Annotated in this window: 2 protein-coding genes; both read left to right on the top strand. The window is 64.6% G+C overall.

From position 1 onward, the window contains the following. Positions 1–789 (top strand): cell division protein FtsA (gene ftsA / locus EN884_RS35555; protein WP_128361108.1); only part of this gene is annotated, 789 nt, incomplete at its 5' end. 68 nt (positions 790–857) lie between these two features. Next, on the top strand, positions 858–1,527 hold a 670-nt coding region (gene ftsZ, locus EN884_RS35560; protein WP_128361109.1), incomplete at its 3' end, for a cell division protein FtsZ.

Genomic DNA, 1,527 nt, shown 5'->3' on the forward strand with positions numbered 1-1,527 from the left:
GTCGACATGCATGTGCTGACCGGCGACGCCGCGCCGATGCGCAATCTGGAGCTGTCCATCAACCGTTCGCATCTGTCGGTCGAGCGCATGGTGGCGACGCCCTATGCCAGCGGGCTGGCGGCGCTGGTCGACGACGAGCTGGAAATGGGTGCGGCCTGCATCGACATGGGCGGCGGCACGACGACGATCTCGGTGTTTTCGGAAGGCAAGTTCGTCCATGGCGACGCCATCGCCATCGGCGGCAACCATGTCACGCTGGACATGGCCAAGGGGCTGTCGACCTCGCTTGATGCCGCCGAACGGCTGAAGGTGATGCATGGTTCGGCGCTGCCCGGCAGCGCCGACGATCGCGACCTGGTCTCGATCCAGCCGATCGGTGACGATGGCGACGTGCCCTTGCAGATCCCGCGCTCGGTGATGACGCGCATCGTGCGCGCCCGCATCGACGAGACGCTCGAACTGCTGCGCGACCGGCTGAACAAGTCCGGCTATGGCAATGCAGTGGGCAAGCGTGTGGTTCTTACCGGCGGCGCCAGCCAGCTTGCCGGCCTGCCGGAGGCGGCGCGCCGCATTCTGGGACGAAATGTGCGCATCGGCCGCCCGCTCGGCGTGGCCGGCCTGCCGGAAGCGGCGAAGGGGCCGGCCTTCTCGGCCGCGGTGGGGCTTCTGATCTACCCGCAGATGGCGAGCTTCGAGAGCCATCCGGCGAAAGGAATTTCCGGTCTCAAAATGACCGGAACGGGCGGAAAACTGCATCGCATGAGTCAGTGGTTGAGAGACAGTTTCTAAAATTGACGGGGACAGCCCCATAGGCGGCCGCGGCGGCGAAGCGGCGTGAAAGGCAAAGGACGGAGACAATGACCATCAATCTGCAAAAGCCGGACATCACCGAGCTTAAGCCGCGCATCACCGTGTTCGGTGTCGGCGGCGGCGGCGGCAATGCCGTCAACAACATGATCACCGCCGGTTTGCGCGGCGTCGAGTTCGTGGTGGCCAACACCGACGCGCAGGCGCTGACCATGTCGAAGGCAGGCCGCCTGATCCAGCTCGGCGCTCACGTCACCGAGGGGCTCGGTGCGGGATCGCAGCCGGAAGTCGGCCGTGCGGCGGCGGAAGAGTGCATCGATGAAATCCTCGATCACCTGACCAACACCCATATGTGCTTCGTGACAGCCGGTATGGGCGGCGGCACCGGCACCGGTGCTGCTCCCGTCGTTGCCCGCGCAGCGCGCGAAAAGGGCATCCTCACCGTCGGCGTCGTCACCAAGCCGTTCCACTTCGAAGGCCAGCGCCGCATGAAGACCGCGGACTTCGGCATCGAGGAATTGCAGAAATGCGTCGATACGCTGATCGTCATCCCCAACCAGAACCTGTTCCGGCTGGCCAATGACAAGACCACCTTCGCCGATGCCTTCGCCATGGCCGACCAGGTGCTCTATTCCGGTGTCGCCTGCATCACCGACCTGATGGTCAAGGAAGGTCTGATCAATCTCGATTTCGCCGACGTGCGCTCGGTCATGCGCGAGA

This window comes from Mesorhizobium sp. M7A.F.Ca.AU.001.01.1.1 (genome assembly GCF_004022735.1).
Classification (GTDB): domain Bacteria; phylum Pseudomonadota; class Alphaproteobacteria; order Rhizobiales; family Rhizobiaceae; genus Mesorhizobium; species Mesorhizobium ciceri.